Raw genomic sequence first — 16,205 nt, 5'->3', positions numbered from 1 at the left:
ATCGCCTCAGTTCGCCTTTGCCTTCTCGTCGCCGGGCAGAACGTAATCCGTCCCCTCCCATGGGGAGAGGAAATCGAAATTGCGGAATTCCTGCCTGAGCTCGACCGGCTGGTAGACGACGCGCTTCAACTCGTCGTCGTAGCGCACTTCCACATAGCCGGTGAGCGGGAAGTCCTTGCGCAGCGGATGCCCATCGAAGCCGTAATCGGTGAGGATGCGGCGCAGGTCCGGGTGGCCGGAGAACAGGATGCCATACATGTCGTAGGCCTCGCGCTCGTACCACTCCGCGCCCGGATAGACAGCGGTTGCGGACGGAACGAGGGTCGTCTCGTCGGCCTGCACCTTGACGCGGATGCGCCTGTTATGGCGCGGCGACAGGAACTGGTAGACCACGTCGAACCGCTTGGCGCGCTCGGGATAATCGACGCCGCTCAGATCGATGAACGACACGAACCGGCACAGATCGTCGTCACGCAGGAAAGTCAGCGTGGCGATGATCTTTTCCGCCGGGACGACGAGGTTGAGCTCGCCATATTCGATGGCGACATCCTCGATCGTCTCGCCGAGGCGCTCACTAAGGTAGAGCTTGAAATCCTCAAGAGTGCTCATGCCAGCCCTCCCCTATCGCTCAATGGTGCCGGTGCGGCGGATTTTCTTCTGCAGCATAAGAATGCCGTAGAGCAGCGCTTCGGCAGTGGGCGGGCAGCCGGGCACGTAGATATCGACAGGCACGACGCGATCGCAGCCGCGCACCACCGAATAGGAATAATGATAATAGCCGCCGCCATTGGCGCAGGAGCCCATGGAGATGACGTAGCGCGGCTCCGGCATCTGGTCATAGACCTTGCGCAGCGCCGGGGCCATCTTGTTGGTCAGCGTGCCCGCGACGATCATCACATCGGACTGCCGCGGAGACGCGCGGGGCGCGATGCCGAAACGCTCCGCATCGTAGCGCGGCATGGAGATGTGCATCATCTCCACCGCGCAACAGGCCAGGCCGAACGTCATCCACATCAGCGATCCGGACCGCGCCCAGGTGACGAGCGCGTCGGTGGAGGTGACGAGAAAGCCCTTGTCGGACAGTTCCGCATTGATCTCGTTGAAGAACGCATCGTCCGAGCCCACGGGCTTGCCCGTGTTCGGATCGATAATTCCCTTGGGCTGGGGCGCGACGAGCGTGGTGTTGCTATCGGTCAATCCCATTCCAGCGCTCCCTTTTTCCATTCATAGATGAAGCCGATGGTCAGCACGGCCAGGAACAGCATCATCGACCAGAAACCGAACCAGCCGATGGAACCGAAGGAAACCGCCCACGGAAACAGGAAGGCGACTTCCAGGTCGAAGATGATGAAGAGAATCGACACCAGATAGAACCGGATGTCGAATTTCATGCGCGCGTCGTCGAATGCGTTGAAGCCGCATTCATACGCCGACAGTTTTTCAGGGTCCGGCTGCCGGTAAGCGACAAGGAACGGCGCGACGAGAAGCGCCAGACCGATCACCAGCGCCACGCCAATGAATATGACGATGGGCAGGTAGGAACTCAAAAGCTCGTTCATGATCCTGTTTCCGCCTTTTGACACGAGGCTGATTGCCGCCTGTCATAGACCTTTTGCCGGCCACGACCATGCGACACATTGCATCTTTTAGCCGCATGATCTTATCCAAAAGTCCGCAACTTTCTGGGATCATGCTCTACCGAAAGACCCCTCGCCCAAGCAGCTTCAAAAGGCATACCGTGCGAACTGGTGCGACCAGCGCGATTTCGCGGCGAGGGTTAGCGCAGAGAGGCTGAAGGTGCAAGGCAAAAGACCGCCAAACCGCCGCCCTCCTTTTGCCATATGCTTAATAATGTGCCGCTCATGGCCGCATATAAGGCGGAAGGCCCCATAAAACCAGACGCTGACGGTTATTGGCAGGGCAGCGCGAAGCCTGAAAAAGCCAGGGAAGCCAGCAATTTAGGCGGAAGTGGGCCAGACAGGCGCAGCGCGAACCGGGCCGGTGTCTCAAATGTTTGTGAAACAGGAATCAGTGTGGAAGACCCGCGTGCGGCGCGGATGGGCTTGCTGCCTATTCCGCAGCCTCGAGCCCAATCACCAGACGCTGACCCATGATCGCAAGCGCGGCCGTCATGAGCGGAAGTCTTGTTGCCGTATTCGGATCGAGCATACGCCGAATTTCCTTCTCGTCCTTTCCCAGCCTGCGCGCGAGCTCGAGGCGCGACAAGCCGGAAGCACGGAAGGTTTCGATCACTGCTATCTTGGCCGCGACTTCGGCATCCGGGCAGATCATTTCACCTTCCGCCTTGGCTTCTGGAAGCGCCCAACCCTTTTCCAGATAGACCAGCAGTATGACTCCAAGCGCGTCCGCCGCCATCGCGCGCGCATCCGCCATATCGTCACCTTCGGTGATAGCCCCAGGAACGTCGGGGAATGTGACGACAAAGCCGCCTTCGCGTTCGGTCGGCTCAAAAACCGCGGCGTAAGCATAGGTTTTCATCGGTCATATCCTTCCTTAGCGCTTCGCAGGTGATATTCACCTCAATCCCAGCCCCTTCAGAATTTTCGCCGCTGTTTTCGGGTCGATTTCCCGGTTTGGCAGCGTGGCGACTCGGTCGCCCACCCACACCGTCGCATGACCGCCCTTCCCCTTGCTTTTGCTGATGCGGAAAGCGAGCCCGAGAGCTTTGGCCTCCTCCCTCAATTCGGCAATGAAGCGGTCCCGCTTGTCCATCCCTTCCCCCTCGGGACAGATTCCGACAAAGCAATCCAAATGGCAAGGAGATTCGGACAATTTTGTCCGAATCGTTCCGGGCAGGAAATGTAAACTGAATGGGATTTAGGATCATCGAATCGCGCGCCTAATCCCGCATATCAATCGGGCTGGCAAAGGTCATTCGAAGGGATGATGTGAAGGGGAAATGATGCTTCCAGCGGCTGGGCGCCACTCTTCATCAAACCAATCAAAGTTTTGATTTTGCTTGAAGAAAAGTGGCGCGAGTGACGGGGCTCGAACCCGCGACCTCCGGCGTGACAGGCCGGCACTCTAACCAACTGAGCTACACCCGCGTACTTTCTTTTTAGTCCCGCCGGGGCGTTTCCGTCCGGCGATGAGCGGGCTTCTAAGGGGTTCGCCGTCCCCTGTCAACGACCTCATTCGAAAATTTTTGAGAATATTTTCTGTTTCGAAAATGCGGTCCGCAGAACCTCGCCGCAGCGCGCCCTCCCCCGCACTTACCTCTTGCGCTTGCGAGCCGAATTGCCTAAAGGCATGACCACACGCCGCTTCACGCGAGCGGGCGATTAGCTCAGTTGGTAGAGCGCTTCGTTTACACCGAAGATGTCGGCAGTTCGAGCCTGTCATCGCCCACCATATTTTTCAATATGTTACGGGTCAACTCACGAAGTTCCCCATGGTTCGATGAACCTGATGGGCATTTTCCCTTACGAAACGCCCTTCTCTTTTGAGGCCCCTTACCATGCGCGCTAGAATCACCAAGCTCGTATTCGGCTTTGCGTTTGCCGTTCTCTTTTCCTCGCCGGGAAGCGCAGCGCCGATCTGTTCGAATCAGGTTTGCACCATCGACGGCGACACCATCACCATCCGCGACGAGCGCATCCGAATCGCCAACATCGACGCGCCGGAGATTGGCCGTCCAAATGCGATGCCTGGTGGCAAAACGCCGCCTCGCTGAACTGCTGGCGACCGGCGATCCCGTCATCAAGCGCGGCGATCCCGGCTCAGGCCGCGTCAAGGACCGATACGGGCGCACACTGGCGACCATAGCCGTGAATGGCGCTGATGTGGGAGATGTTCTTGTGGGGGAGCTTCTGGCGCGCCCCTGGAAGGGCAAGCGGCGCGGGTGGTGTGAGTGAGGGGCGTCTACCGCCCGCTCCTGACCTTGTAATAAATCTGCACCAGCAGCCAGATCACGCCGAGCGCAGAGAGAGCTATGGATAGGACATGCTCCAGGTATGGGAGCCATATCCAATTCATCGCCGCACCAGTGGCAATTGCTGTAGTTGTACGATCCGCGATTTGCTCCTTCATCACCAGCACCCCGCCGCTTTGCCGTAGGCATTATGCCCTGCAATCCCCTGCCCTGCCGTAGTATCATTGCCTGCGAGATAGACCGCCGTCGCGGGCTTAACGCTGATCCGCTTCCACCCGGCGCAGTTGGTCGCACTCGTCTGGCACCCCGCCAAGCTCAAGGCAGAGGCGATAGCCGTCCATGTCAATAATCTTTTCATCCACATCGCCCCTTTGTTGGATTGCCTTCACCGTTGCCTCTGCCGCCGACAAAGCCGCTTGCTGACGCCCCTGCGCCGCGCCGTAGAGATAGACGGGACCGGCAGCGAGCAACGCGCCCACCGCCGTCCCTGCGCCGATCTGCCAATATTTGAGGAGCGCCAGCATTACAGCGCGTCCTGCACACCATCCATCGGATCAGTGCGCGTTGGCTTGGGCGGCACGTTCGGGATGAAATAGACGAGAATTGCAGCTATCGCCGCGATAAGATTGCTCGCCGTCACCTGATCCACGCCAAGGTCAATCTCGAAATAGGACTGGACGAACGTCACCGCGGCCATGAGCGCGGCGACGAGGAACTTGTTGTAGGCCATGATGTTCATTGCGCCGTCCTTTTGAAGAGAGCCGCGAGCGCGGCAAGGATGATGGAGATGAGTGATTGCTTGACAGCCGTCGAGGGCGCGGAAGGCTGCGGCGCGGCCCCGGCAGGAGGGGATACGGGCGTGGGAACGGTCAAACCCGGCGCAGCCATTCTCAAAGCTTCCGTGCGAACGCCCAGGACACGCGATGACCAACCTTTGCCGAATGTCTTCCACGTGTCGAGGCGTTGCAGGAAGGCGAGCCGCTTGTCGCAAAGCTCATGGATGACGGACGCATGCGGCTTGCCGCGCACGGCCTTGAGCGTGGCTGGACCGATTTTGCCATCCTGCGTCACGCCCGCCACCGCCTGGAGGTATTTCGCCGCCCGCGACGGCCCGCTGTTCACCGCGAAATCGAACACGGCGTAATCCACGCCATCCGGCAATTCAGCGCCCGCTACGGCGTCCCAGTAATGGCGGCGGTAGATGGTCGAAAGCTGCGCATCGGTGATCTTGCGCAGATCGGCCTTTGTCGCGCTGGGCTTCACATAGCGGCGAAAGGTCGCCAGCGTGACGCCTTTCATGGTTGCGCCGCCCGGATCGGCGGGATTGTCGGCCCAGCCGCCCTCGTGTTTCAGGACGCACGAAAGCGCCCGCTCGAAATTGCGGTTCATGGTCTTTCCTTTCGGCAATAAAAAAACCGCCTCAGAGGGCGGTGTGGCGGGTAAGCTGGTTCGGGATGCTATGAGCCGGACGGCCACTCAAACGCCGGCAACTCCGCGAGAAACGCCTCAATTCTCCGGGCCTTCGGTGGTGTCACACATTGCTCTGCGTAATGATCGCCGCCCCAGAGAGATTGACGACTTTCACTTCGCAGGGGACAGAGAGGCTACCTTGATTATCCAGCGTCACAGTGAGTATGTCATCAGAACCACCGGAGCCGAAAGAAACAGCTACAGCCGTTGTGGTGGCGTTCACTATTGGCGTTGAAACGGTGGTTGTGCTGGGTCTGCCTGTATGCACATCTTCGCGGTAGCCATACGCGCCGTTTGCCAGGATGATTTCCGTTTTAATGGCGAAATCCGCGTTCACAAATGCCGCGTCACTCTTGATGCTGAACGTAACGCTAGCGGAACCCCCGCCAGCAGGCCCAAGAGTATACTGAAGCCGAGGCGCGTTGATTTCACGCGGCGAGCGCAGAAGACCGCCGTTCGGAACAACATACACTGGCGACGTTGAATTTATAGAGCATTTCGCCGGGATAGACGGCAATGTCGTTTCGCCATACCCCGTGAACCTGTCAATTGCGCCGGTGATGATGATGTCTGTGTCAACGCCGAGCTGGAATGGATCGCCCGTAGTCGGGTCAGTGCTCGCCCCGCACCATTCCCGGCTAGTCCTCCCGGATAGGGAAATAACACTCCGAAGTGCCTGACCGCTTTCATCCAGCGTACTCTCTGACTGTGTTCGGAAAATACCGCCTACCTCTTCGAAGTGACCATCGTGGATGTTGGCTCTGATCATGGACCCGAAGCCGGTAGGCTCCCCGTCGCCAGGGGTGCGTGACAAAAGAAATCCGCCATAGCGTAGACCAAACCATAAGCAACTATAGAAATCGGATAGATTTAAGACTGCATTTGCTTAGTGAGATGCCGATACCGCCATTTGTCATGTTACATTGATCGAATACCACATTCCCTATGTGATTTTGTCCAACGCCATCAGTTACATTTTTTCCAACGAATCTAAACGATGCAGCGTAACCAGATGTTGAGACTTTTCGAAACTCAAACCCGCTTATGTATCTTTGATTACTTTCGCCACGAGTCACTATAATGGCAGTAGAACTTGTATAGTCTGGCGTTGCGTTTAAGAAACTTATTCCTTCAACTGAAAAATTCTCATTGGAGAACTGTAAAAAATCAACCTCAAGCGCATTGTACGCTCCTTTCGTAACAATCATTGTCCCGGGATGCAACGAATGAGCCATCGTTGCATGGTTCCCGGTCTCCACTCCGCGCCACCTCCATGTTGCCCACGGCCCCGGAGCGGGCTTGATTGTACGACTGAGGAAATATCCTTTTGCGTCGAATAGTACCGTCGCCCCACGTGCGGCAGCATAATTGGTCGCCGTTTCGATGGCATCGGCGTCGTCGGTCAAACCGTCGCCCTTAGCACCGAATATCTCGACCCTTAAGTCTTGATCGGCCAATTCCCACCACGATCCGTCCGCTGACTGGATTTTGCCAGCATGTGAGGGTTCGGAAGTAACGCGCTTGTAAAGCGCCCCTCCTCCATCTCCCGCAGCGTAATACCCAACGAGCTGGATGAAATCCACCGAGATTGGGATTGTGGCCGCTTCTACCTCAGCCTTACTGCGGTATGGGTAAGCGTCCCCCTCTATGCGCCGGGGATCATAAACATCTTTCAGCATGTCCCCGGTGCCTGGGCCATTGGGGCCTTCTGGCCCCCGAATGTCGGTCGCCTGAGTGATATCGCTCACAATACCGTTCGGGCCGAGATATCCGTAAACATTCGGCTTCGGTCCGTGGCCAGCAGTCCAATCGTATAGCTGGAGAACACGACGCGCCCCATCAGCAACGACGCGCAAAAGAGGGGACCATCCACGACGGCCAGCCAAAATGCGGAACTGCCCCTGATACTTATAACCGCATACAATCTGGCCCGCCTCCATCTCGCCAGATGGCACGACAACCCCCGTCGAATCGGCGATGGGAAGAGGCGCACCCCCGTTGAAAGAAACTGTTGCATCCCCTGTCGTCGTGGCGACGATAGGAAGAGCAATGAGGACCGCGCGATCAACAAGCGGAATGGGTATTTCCGTGGTTGCCTGGATGGCGTTGTCCGTACCCACTCCAGTATTCGTCGCCGGAATAAAGCTATAAGGAAGGTCACCAATCCTGATCCAAGAACCGAATCCAGAAGCGCCGGACTTGTAATAGGTGCCGTTATTGCCAACGGCGGGGTCTCGGATGACCCACGCCATTTGCTTATCGGCGTAGTTGAGGCTTGCATCCATCTGAGCCTTTGTCTCAAAGACGACGCCCCCATTAATCTGACCGGGGGCAAGCCCGAATGTGAGAACACGCTTAAAGGCAAGCAGCGTGGTGCCAATATTGATCGGATTGTCAGACGCGACATACCATTGGCCGGCATTCAGAACACCATCCGTGACGATGATCATCGTCCCTTCACGGACATCTCGGTTGTTGTTGAAATCAGCGGACCGCCGCCATAGGCCGACCGACACCACGTAAAGGCCATTCGTCCTTGAATCCGTCTGGTCCTTCACCAGAACACGGTCATTCTCGGCCAGCTGTAGGCCGTCTATGACCTGCAAGCCGCATAGAACGATATTCTGTGTTGTGGCGCAACGCACCGGCCCTTTCATAGCGGCGGATGATGCGAGGCCGTCAGTACGGTCAATGATAATTCCCATGGGGATTCCTCAATAGAAAAAGCCGCCCCGAAGGACGGCTTATGGTGTGATTTGATAAACGGCCCGGAGGAGCGCTTCTCCACATTATAGGGAAAAAATTTCACCAGCTATCTTTACACGGTGCATAATTTGCCCTATATTAGTTCCATTGAAGCGAGGGGCGCATGGGCAAGCTGGTTCAAATCGGAAACATCATCATTCGAGTGTACGCGAATGATCACTTGCCTCCTCATTTTCACATCCTCACGCCCGATGGCGATGCGCTTGTGGAAATTGCAACGCTGCAAATCCTGCGTGGCAAACTGGGCCGCAGGGTAGAAGATACCGCCCTTGAATGGGCGCGTGAGAATAAAGCGACGATTGCCGCTGAATGGAACCGGACAAATCCCCGCTTCCCCATCGCTTGAGAGAGGAAACGAAAATGGACATGCCGCGTATTGAAAGCGTAAAGCCCGCGCCGAACATGACCCTGGAAATCCAGTGGAAGGATGCTCCGGCCTCCACGGTAAATCTCGTCGGCTGGGTTGCCACCGGCGGCGAACTTCTCGCCCCGCTCAAATCCCCAGATATCTGGAAAACCGCTGCTGTTGCCGACTATGGCGCAACGGTCGAATGGGCAGGCGAGGATTTGGCGATTGATGCCTATCACCTGTTTCAGATTGCCGAAGATCAGCGCGACTTCACCTCGGATGATCTATGCCGATGGCAGGAAGCCGCCGCCCTTTCCAACAACGAGGCGGCGGATTTCCTCGGCGTCAGCCTCCGCACATGGAAAAACTACCGCGCGGGCGCTCCCATTAGCCATGCCGTCAAGATGCTGTTGCGCGCCAGCCAGCGAGACCCTCTCCTGATGCATGCACATTATCGGCCACGGCAAACAGGCAGGCCGAAGCGCGCCGCCTGACCAAAGCCCAGCTTAGGCGGCGTTTTCTTTGCCCTCGACAAAGCCCCTCCCCTTGTGCTTTTTTAGCCGGAAAGGGGATTGGGGATGCTGCGGTTTTTTGTTGCCATTTTATTTTTGGCTTTATGCGGATGTACGTCTACCGAAGAGGCCGACCGAAAGTTTGCCAGTTACGCTTCGGAACGAGACGCCTACATGAAGTGCGGTTATGGGGCGGCCCGGTATTTGACGAAGAGAAACCCTAACCTCCAGTATTCCGTATTGACGAATGCAGCGCGAACTCTTTGCGGCCAAGAGCGATCCGCTTTGGTAAACAAGATCACAAAAATCTACAGTCGCCAGATATGGTTTCAGTTGTTTGAGATATCAGACAGGAAGTTTGATGAAGCGGTTAGCTTGGGGGCAACCTATTAGCGCCACTTTGCCCTATACCCCCGTCGGTTTTGGACGGCGTAATCAAAAGTCGAGTTGGAATTCAATTTTATTAAATCCTCATCGAGGAACATAACAGCTCCCGTCAGCAGCTTTCGGCGAAGCTGCTGTATCGTTCGCAATCATCGTAATGGCCTGAGCTTTTCTGGCCTCGTGGGGTTGCTACAACGATTAAGGCGCAAACGATAAACACAGCCGAGGCTTTTGCTGCGCTACGGATATCGCCATCCCGGTAAAAACCATAGGCGATAAATGGCGAGAATATCATCGCCACCGCTGCCGGGATAAGTATCAAAGCGAAAATAAACCCCATCGATCCTATTTCCTTGTATCTGGAAGCCCAAGGGCATTCCCAGTGCCCTCTTCAACCATATTGAATAGCCGCCTCAAATAGAAAAGGTTTTGCATCGGTATCATTTCGCGTGCTTTTCGCAGGTCGCTTTTCGTCGTGTCTCCAGCGAATATTGATCCGGATACCTGAAATATGTCTGCTATCGCGCCGGGGGTTGGCCCTAAAAATGCACTTGTCACATTGCGGCTGGCATACCGAGATACCTGTTCTCCCGTCAGGAGGGATGCCCCTACTCTGCCGCGTGTAGCCTTCTCGCTGAGATTATTCACTTCCATCAGCCACCCGGTCAAGCCAGAGCGGTCAAAAGCCTCTACACCCCATTGCCACGGATTATCCGATAACGGCTGTCCAGATATGGTCTGTTTGGCCCAATAGCTCACCGCTCCAAGAGCGAGCGAAACCAGTATCCCGTTCAGGACTGCCGCATCACGTTGCTGCAAGCCCGTCAATGTGACGCGCTGCATGGAGGAAAGCCCGAACGATTTGAACTGGCCTATGGTCTTACCTAGTTCGGTACTCATCCATAGCGGCTTGTCCTGTCCCGGGGTGACGACAATGCGATCCACATCTCGCACAACGGCGGCACGGAAAGCTTCCCTCGCCTGCTTGTCGGACCAGCCCGCGGCCTTTGCCAGCAGCACCCCATCTTGATTATCGCCGTGCTGCGCAAACTCTTTGGCGATACGCTGTGCTATGTCTTCATCGATACCAGATGCTGCGAGCCTGCGAATATCTTTCGGACTAGCCGCCCCGGCGGCAACTCGCTGCGCAGCCTGAAGGACATTTGACATTGTGACAAGGCCCGCGAACTGCTTCATCGAGGCATTCCATGGAGCCATCAGCGACACGACGCCGAAACGAGAGGACAGCGATTGAATGCCGCGCTCGAATTTGGAATGTCGTCCAAACTCACCTGTGATGTCGGCTATCGCCATGGCGCGCGTATCAAGGATCATGTCCAGAGCGGTACCGGCCTGCTTGACCTCCTCAGCCGCCGCGCGGAATGCCCGGAAGTTCCTCATCATCGGCAAGAAGCCATCCCGGAAGGCGCTGGTCATTCCATGTACGGTGATCACGCGGCCCATATCGGGGATAGCAGAAACCTTCATGCCACCGAGAAGTCGTAGGTAATTCAGGTTTCGGGCCACACGACCGGCGCGAAGAACCACACCATCAGGATTTGAAGGGAGCGCATATTGCCCGCGTAGACGGTCACGGATACCTTCAATGTCGCGGACGGCAGCTTTCCGCTGCTTATCGAGCCGTGTGCGCTCTTTTTCCTTCGCCGCCGCATCAAGGTCAGATCGCCCATCGACCTGCGCAATCTTTCGGTTCGCTTCGTCATTCACCTTGCGGATTTCTTCCGCCATGGTCGGGTCGCCAAATTTCTTGGCAATCTCCACGTCCGCCGACATGGTGCGTACCTGGGCCTGAAGGACCTGTTCAATGTCCAGTTCAAGAAAGTCCTGTATCTTGGCGCTTTCGATATTGAGGGTTCTTTCCTTCAATGGCCCGCGCGGCCCTGAAATGATACCGTCATAAGGGATGCGCCCATCAGCGTTTCCAAGAATCGTATCTATCGTTTCGTCAACAAGGTCGCGTATTTCATCATCGGATAGGAGCGCGAACTCGTCTGCTTTTGCATTCGCGGAATCCGAAAAGTACTTACCCGTTTTTTCGAAGATTCCTTCAAGCCTCTTAACCTGCTTGGAATTGCGGGCCAAATCGACCTCGATGGCGTCCAACTCCCTCGCCGCATTATCAGCCTTAAGTTTTTGGCCCGACAAACGGAGATATTTTTCCTTCGACTTAAGGCGAGTAATCTTTGCCTTCAGCTCTGCTTCAGCTTTCTTCGCCCTAACGTAGTCTATCGCCATTTTTACTCTAGATGAATTTTTTATATCATCCGGGGGCGCGTCGAACTCATCGGCAATGCTACGGTATTTCTCTACGACCTCTTGGAATTCTTCTTCCATCACCCTGTATTCAGAGCGAAGATCATCAAGAGCATCCCGTCTGCGCTGAAGGGCCTCAAACTGTTTTTCCGTGACGCCAATTTTGCCCTTTGGCGGTTTGACGCTCAGAACATTTCGATAGGATTCCTCCTTTTGGGAAATGCGGAGTTCCGTCGCTTCCATTCTCTGCTCGACTGCGCGAACCTTCTCCTGTGCCTGATGTGCTTTGACCGCTACCTTTGAAGCGTCCGCCTGAGCAAGCCGATTTTCCGCTTCCCCTCGCTTTGCCAACATGTGGGATTGTAGAACGCTTGCGAATTCATTGCGGCGCGCAATGATTTTGTTCTTGTTGTACATTCTGAATAGGTGAGAAACGTCCCCTTGCACTTGAACGTCTTCCGGTAGTAACCCGGCCTCGATTGCGGCTTTCTTCATCGCCTCATCAGTCCGGCGATAAACTGTTGCTGCCTCTGCAACGGTGGATATGGGATGCTGCTCAGCGCTGAATGCAGCCTTCCCTACTTCTTCCTTGAATTGCTTGTAGGTCAGCTTCGTGCCGCCCGTTATACGCTGCATTTCGGCCCTGATAGGCGAAAGGCGCGCTTGCCATGCCGAGGGGTCCGGCGCGTCGTTGAAGTATCTGGCATAGAGCGTATCGATGTCGGTCAGCGATTTTGCTAACGGCGCATTCCACATTTTCATACGTGTTTCGACGGACCCCCCAATCTCGGTCGCAACTCCGCGCGCATTGTCGGCGTATTCCAACGGGGTTTCAGCAAGGCCCCTCACCGTCTGGCGCGCGGTATCGAGGTCAGACAATTGCAGCCGGATCAAAGGGTCCTGCTGATTGACCAGTGGAATATTCTTGATGAGCGCTTCATCCTTGAGCGCTAACGGGCCGGTATCGCGCGCCGCCGCGCCAGCTGATGCCGCCTTCCCTGCCGCGATGAAAGCATTATCGAATTCATCATAGCCGCGCTCTTGCCCTTCGATCTTGCGAGACAGGATTGAGGATGCTTCATTTGACAGATAGCGCGCCGCCAGTGTGCCGAGCGCGCCACCGAGAAGAATGGAGCCGCCGACATTGAAAACGCTTTCCTCGCCCGTCCTCGCGACTTGGGTGAGATGCAATCCGGCCTCTGTGACTGACGCATCAATACCCGCGCCAATGGCCGCGCCGGTCGCCGTCCTAAGAAGCGAGCCGCCTGAGCCTAGAACGCCGCCGCCAACCGGCAGAAGCGTCGGAAGATCGAGAACCCCGGCCCCCAAGGAGGCTATGACACCCATAGCGCCAGCCGCATCGATTGTTCGCCTGCAGGAGAAGCGGCATGACCATCGAAGCACCAGAGATCCTTCTCGCGCACTATCTCAAGACCCTCAAGCTGCCGACCTTCCAGCGCGAGTATCAAAAGCTGGCTCGGCTGTGTGCCATCGAGGGCGTCGATCATGTCGGCTACCTCTTCCGGCTTGCCGAGCGGGAGATGATTGAACGTGACCGTCGTAAGGTCGAGCGTCGGATCAAGGCGGCCAAATTCCCCGTCGTCAAAAGCCTCGACAGTTTCGACTTTACCGCCATCCCCAAGCTCAACAAGATGCAGGTACTGGAACTGGCGCGATGCGAATGGATCGAGCGCCGCGAGAACGTCATTGCGCTCGGACCCAGCGGCACGGGCAAAACGCATGTGGCTCTCGGTCTGGGCCTCGCCGCCTGCCAGAAGGGCCTGTCGGTCGGCTTCACTACGGCGGCTGCCCTGGTCAGCGAGATGATGGAGGCGCGTGACGAGCGGCGTCTCCTCCGCTTCCAGAAGCAGATGGCCGCTTGTTGATTTCCACGCAGAACGAGCCGGTTAGTCGCATAATTTCCATTGAGAATTGAGCCATGTGAACCTTCCCCCCAACGCGGTTAACGACGGGGGCAACGGAGTGATCCACATGGGACTTTTAAACATCATCCGTCGGATGGCGCTACGCGAGAAGCAGTCGATCCGCGAGATAAGCCGGCGCACCGGGCTGTCGCGCAATACGATCGCGAAGTATTTGAGCGCTGGTACGATCGAGCCGACGTTCACGGTATCGGAACGACCGAGCAAGCTTGATCCCTTTGCCGACAAATTGGCTGGCTGGCTGAAGACCGAGGCCGGGAAGTCGCGTAAGCAGCGCCGAACACTGAAGCAGATTCATGCCGATCTGGTGGCTCTCGGCTTTACCGGCTCCTATGGCCGGGTGGCCGCCTTCGCCCGCGAGTGGCGATCTGATCGGCAACGTGAGCAGCAGACGACGGGCCGTGGCGTATTCGTTCCGCTGTCATTCCGCCCAGGCGAAGCATTCCAATTCGATTGGAGTGAGGACTATGCCGTGATCGGCGGCGAGCGTGTGAAGCTTCAGGTCGCACATATCAAGCTATCGCACAGTCGCGCGTTTCTGGTCAGGGCTTACCTGCTGCAAACGCACGAGATGCTCTTTGACGCCCATTGGCACGGCTTCCGTGTGTTCGGCGGCGTGCCTGGTCGCGGCATCTATGACAACATGAAAACGGCGGTCGACCGCGTCGGCCGCGGTAAAGAGCGACAGGTCAATATCCGCTTCCTCGCGATGACGAACCACTATGTCTTTGCGCCCGAGTTCTGCAATCCCGCTGCGGGCTGGGAAAAGGGCCAGGTCGAGAAGAATGTCCAGGATGCTCGACCACGGCTGTGGCAGCAAATGCCGGACTTCCCGGATTTGGCAACGTTGAATGACTGGTTGGAACAGCATTGCCAGGACCTGTGGCGGGAGACACCGCATGGCAGCTTGTCCGGTACGATCGCCGACATCTGGGCCGCAGAGCAGGCCGCGTTGATGGCGTTGCCCACCGCTTTCGACGGCTTCGTCGAGCAAAGCAAGCGCGTCTCACCGACATGCCTGATTACCTTCGAGCGGAACCGCTACAGCGTGCCTGCGTCTTTTGCCAACCGGCCTGTCAGCCTGCGGATTTATCCCGAGCGACTGGTCGTTGCGGCCGAAGGCAATATTCTATGCGAGCATGAGCGGGTTATTGAACGCAGTCACGACAAGCCGCCACGAACGATTTACGACTGGCGGCATTACCTTACCGTCATTCAGCGCAAGCCCGGTGCCCTGCGCAATGGTGCACCCTTCCTGGAATTGCCGTTGGCCTTTCGACAACTGCAGGACCAGATGCTTCGCCGCCCCGGCGGTGATCGTGAGATGGCCGATATCCTTGCTCTTGTCCTGCATCACAACGAACAAGTCGTCGTCAGGGCTGTGGAACTGGCCCTGGATGCAGGCGTGGCGACCAAGACGCATGTGCTGAACCTGTTGCATCGGCTGATCGACGGCAAGACGACCGACGGTCCCAACATAGATACCCCACAGGCATTGACCTTGCTGCGTGAACCCAAGGCCAATGTCGAACGCTATGATGGTCTGCGCGTCCAGATCGCAGGAGGTCGTCATGCGTCATGATCCTGCCAGCGCCGCCGTCGTTATCATGCTCCGTAGCCTGAAGATGTATGGCATGTCCCAAGCCGTCACGGACCTGATCGAGCAAGGGGCTCCGGCTTTTGACGCGGCCGTGCCCATCTTGTCCCAGTTGCTGAAGGCCGAGATGGCCGAACGCGAGGTCCGCTCCATCGCCTATCACATGAAGGCTGCCCGCTTCCCCGCCTACAAGGACCTCTCCGGCTTCGACTTCGCCGCCAGCGAGATCAACGAAGTGACAGTGCGCCAGTTGCACAGATGCGAGTTCATCGACGGAGCGCAGAATATCGTGCTCGTCGGCGGGCCGGGCACAGGTAAAACACATGTCGCGACAGCTCTCGGCATCCAGGCGATCGAGCATCATCGCCGAAAGGTCCGCTTCTTCTCCACGATCGAATTGGTCAACGCACTCGAGCAGGAGAAGGCAAAAGGCAAGGCAGGCCAGATCGCTGAGACGCTGGCTCGCCTCGACCTGCTGATCCTGGACGAATTGGGATACCTCCCGTTCAGCGCCTCCGGTGGAGCGCTGCTCTTCCACCTGCTGAGCAAACTCTACGAGCGGACCAGCGTCGTCATCACCACCAATCTCAGCTTCAGCGAATGGGCCACGGTCTTCGGTGACGCCAAGATGACGACCGCTCTGCTCGACCGTCTCACCCACCGTTGTCATATTCTGGAAACCGGCAATGACAGCTTCCGCTTCAAAGCCAGCTCGACTGCCGCAGCACAGAAGAGAGGAGAAAAAGCCAATCCCTTGACCAAACCCTGATCAGAAAACCATACTCAGAGGTGGCTCACTTCTCGGTGGAAAAACCGGCTCAGTTCGGCGTGGAAATCAACGCCGGCCGGAAAGTGGGCGTAAAGAAGCCACTCAAACAGCGGCAGATTTGGGCAATTCGTTTCTTCCTCGAAAGTTCCCGAACGTTTTTCCACAAGGATTTTATGCTGCTTGATAAGTGTCCGTCCGAGGACTTTCTGAATCGGAAGAATTGATTATCGGATTTACGCTTGCGAAGTA

At 56.8% G+C, this 16,205-nt stretch carries 18 protein-coding genes, 2 tRNA genes and 1 pseudogene; 8 read left to right on the top strand and 13 right to left on the bottom strand.

Features of this window, described 5'->3' with window-relative positions:
• Positions 1-6: 6 nt before the first annotated feature.
• The 6 genes from IEX53_RS21470 to IEX53_RS21445 all read right to left on the bottom strand — a co-directional run bounded on the left by IEX53_RS21470 (position 7) and on the right by IEX53_RS21445 (position 3,068).
• On the bottom strand, positions 7-609 hold the full coding sequence (locus tag IEX53_RS21470) for an NADH-quinone oxidoreductase subunit C (RefSeq protein ID WP_188826227.1): 603 nt from the start codon (positions 607-609) through the stop codon (positions 7-9).
• 12 nt (positions 610-621) lie between these two features.
• On the bottom strand, positions 622-1,203 hold the full coding sequence (locus IEX53_RS21465; RefSeq protein WP_188826226.1) for a NuoB/complex I 20 kDa subunit family protein: 582 nt from the start codon (positions 1,201-1,203) through the stop codon (positions 622-624).
• Complete coding sequence (locus tag IEX53_RS21460; RefSeq protein WP_110754292.1) at positions 1,194-1,559, bottom strand: NADH-quinone oxidoreductase subunit A; 366 nt, start codon at positions 1,557-1,559, stop codon at positions 1,194-1,196. The genes IEX53_RS21465 and IEX53_RS21460 overlap by 10 nt, the downstream gene beginning before the upstream one ends.
• Before the next feature lie 511 nt (positions 1,560-2,070).
• On the bottom strand, positions 2,071-2,499 hold the full coding sequence (locus IEX53_RS21455) for a type II toxin-antitoxin system HicB family antitoxin (protein ID WP_188826225.1): 429 nt from the start codon (positions 2,497-2,499) through the stop codon (positions 2,071-2,073).
• A 36-nt stretch (positions 2,500-2,535) separates the two neighbouring features.
• On the bottom strand, positions 2,536-2,733 hold the full coding sequence (locus IEX53_RS21450; protein WP_188826224.1) for a hypothetical protein: 198 nt from the start codon (positions 2,731-2,733) through the stop codon (positions 2,536-2,538).
• Positions 2,734-2,991: 258 nt separating this feature from the next.
• Positions 2,992-3,068, bottom strand: a tRNA-Asp gene (locus IEX53_RS21445).
• 228 nt (positions 3,069-3,296) lie between these two features.
• On the opposite strand from IEX53_RS21445, the gene IEX53_RS21440 reads away from it, so the two are divergent.
• From IEX53_RS21440 to IEX53_RS21430, 3 genes are all read left to right on the top strand, one after another.
• Positions 3,297-3,372, top strand: a tRNA-Val gene (locus IEX53_RS21440).
• 106 nt (positions 3,373-3,478) lie between these two features.
• On the top strand, positions 3,479-3,694 hold the full coding sequence (locus IEX53_RS21435; protein ID WP_188826223.1) for a thermonuclease family protein: 216 nt from the start codon (positions 3,479-3,481) through the stop codon (positions 3,692-3,694).
• On the top strand, positions 3,672-3,875 hold the full coding sequence (locus IEX53_RS21430) for a thermonuclease family protein (protein ID WP_188826222.1): 204 nt from the start codon (positions 3,672-3,674) through the stop codon (positions 3,873-3,875). Before IEX53_RS21435 ends, IEX53_RS21430 begins: the two co-directional genes overlap by 23 nt.
• 271 nt (positions 3,876-4,146) lie before the next feature.
• On the opposite strand, the gene IEX53_RS21425 is transcribed toward IEX53_RS21430, so the two are convergent.
• The 5 genes from IEX53_RS21425 to IEX53_RS21405 form a co-directional block, all read right to left on the bottom strand.
• Complete coding sequence (locus IEX53_RS21425) at positions 4,147-4,416, bottom strand: hypothetical protein (protein ID WP_188826221.1); 270 nt, start codon at positions 4,414-4,416, stop codon at positions 4,147-4,149.
• The gene (locus IEX53_RS21420) at positions 4,416-4,631 is read right to left on the bottom strand and encodes a hypothetical protein (RefSeq protein WP_188826220.1); all 216 of its coding nucleotides are present in this window, start codon (positions 4,629-4,631) and stop codon (positions 4,416-4,418) included. The genes IEX53_RS21425 and IEX53_RS21420 overlap by 1 nt, the downstream gene beginning before the upstream one ends.
• Entirely contained in the window at positions 4,628-5,281 is a 654-nt protein-coding gene (locus IEX53_RS21415) for a glycoside hydrolase family 108 protein (protein WP_188826219.1), read from the bottom strand. Before IEX53_RS21415 ends, IEX53_RS21420 begins: the two co-directional genes overlap by 4 nt.
• 142 nt (positions 5,282-5,423) lie before the next feature.
• Complete coding sequence (locus tag IEX53_RS21410) at positions 5,424-6,131, bottom strand: hypothetical protein (protein WP_188826218.1); 708 nt, start codon at positions 6,129-6,131, stop codon at positions 5,424-5,426.
• A gap of 82 nt (positions 6,132-6,213) precedes the next feature.
• Positions 6,214-8,067, bottom strand: a complete 1,854-nt coding sequence (locus tag IEX53_RS21405) for a glycoside hydrolase family protein (RefSeq protein ID WP_188826217.1) — start codon at positions 8,065-8,067, stop codon at positions 6,214-6,216.
• A gap of 164 nt (positions 8,068-8,231) precedes the next feature.
• On the opposite strand from IEX53_RS21405, the gene IEX53_RS21400 reads away from it, so the two are divergent.
• Both IEX53_RS21400 and IEX53_RS21395 read left to right on the top strand, forming a co-directional pair.
• Positions 8,232-8,474, top strand: a complete 243-nt coding sequence (locus tag IEX53_RS21400) for a DUF4160 domain-containing protein (protein ID WP_188826216.1) — start codon at positions 8,232-8,234, stop codon at positions 8,472-8,474.
• 14 nt (positions 8,475-8,488) lie between these two features.
• Positions 8,489-8,971, top strand: coding sequence for a hypothetical protein (locus IEX53_RS21395; RefSeq protein ID WP_188826215.1), 483 nt, complete (start codon positions 8,489-8,491; stop codon positions 8,969-8,971).
• 514 nt (positions 8,972-9,485) lie between these two features.
• On the opposite strand, the gene IEX53_RS21390 is transcribed toward IEX53_RS21395, so the two are convergent.
• A complete protein-coding gene (locus tag IEX53_RS21390; protein WP_188826214.1) occupies positions 9,486-9,713 on the bottom strand; it encodes a hypothetical protein in 228 nt (75 codons plus the stop codon).
• Between the two features lie 5 nt (positions 9,714-9,718).
• On the bottom strand, positions 9,719-12,994 hold the full coding sequence (locus IEX53_RS24070; RefSeq protein WP_236016313.1) for a hypothetical protein: 3,276 nt from the start codon (positions 12,992-12,994) through the stop codon (positions 9,719-9,721).
• Positions 12,995-13,035: 41 nt separating this feature from the next.
• On the opposite strand from IEX53_RS24070, the pseudogene IEX53_RS21380 reads away from it, so the two are divergent.
• The 3 genes and pseudogenes from IEX53_RS21380 to istB form a co-directional block, all read left to right on the top strand.
• Positions 13,036-13,524 (top strand): annotated as a pseudogene (locus IEX53_RS21380) (ATP-binding protein); the annotation flags it as partial.
• A 115-nt stretch (positions 13,525-13,639) separates the two neighbouring features.
• Positions 13,640-15,172, top strand: a complete 1,533-nt coding sequence (gene istA / locus IEX53_RS21375) for an IS21 family transposase (RefSeq protein WP_188826213.1) — start codon at positions 13,640-13,642, stop codon at positions 15,170-15,172.
• Complete coding sequence (gene istB / locus IEX53_RS21370; RefSeq protein WP_188826212.1) at positions 15,162-15,956, top strand: IS21-like element helper ATPase IstB; 795 nt, start codon at positions 15,162-15,164, stop codon at positions 15,954-15,956. The genes istA and istB overlap by 11 nt, the downstream gene beginning before the upstream one ends.
• Positions 15,957-16,205: the final 249 nt, after the last annotated feature.

Origin of the sequence: Paramesorhizobium endophyticum (assembly GCF_014640615.1) — a bacterium.
Taxonomy (GTDB): domain Bacteria; phylum Pseudomonadota; class Alphaproteobacteria; order Rhizobiales; family Rhizobiaceae; genus Paramesorhizobium; species Paramesorhizobium endophyticum.
This window is presented reverse-complemented; position numbering and strand designations above follow the sequence as displayed.